Source organism: Bacillus sp. LB7 (assembly GCF_030449715.1).
Lineage (GTDB): Bacteria > Bacillota > Bacilli > Bacillales > Bacillaceae > Bacillus > Bacillus paralicheniformis.
In genome coordinates this window covers 1-226 of record NZ_JASGCA010000080.1, presented here as the reverse complement: position 1 = coordinate 226, position 226 = coordinate 1, and the positions used below count along the sequence as shown (strand labels likewise).

The 226-nt window shown below is 39.8% G+C and carries 1 tRNA gene; it reads right to left on the bottom strand.

Features of this window, described 5'->3' with window-relative positions:
• Positions 1–147 precede the first annotated feature (147 nt).
• Positions 148–223, bottom strand: a tRNA-Ala gene (locus QMZ64_RS23130).
• Between the last annotated feature and the right edge of the window lie 3 nt (positions 224–226).

The window sequence follows — 226 nt, the reverse complement described above, 5'->3', positions numbered from 1 at the left end:
CCTGACTACGCACATTCGCATGTGCGATTTATTTAATGAATTAACAGGTACGTTTTGTCTTGTTTAGTTTTCAAAGATCATAATTAAAGCAACTCTATTATTATATCTCTTTTAAGATAAATAGTCAAGTGCTTTTTTAAAAATAAATGGTGGAGCCTAGCGGGATCGAACCGCTGACCTCCTGCGTGCAAAGCAGGCGCTCTCCCAGCTGAGCTAAGGCCCCAAA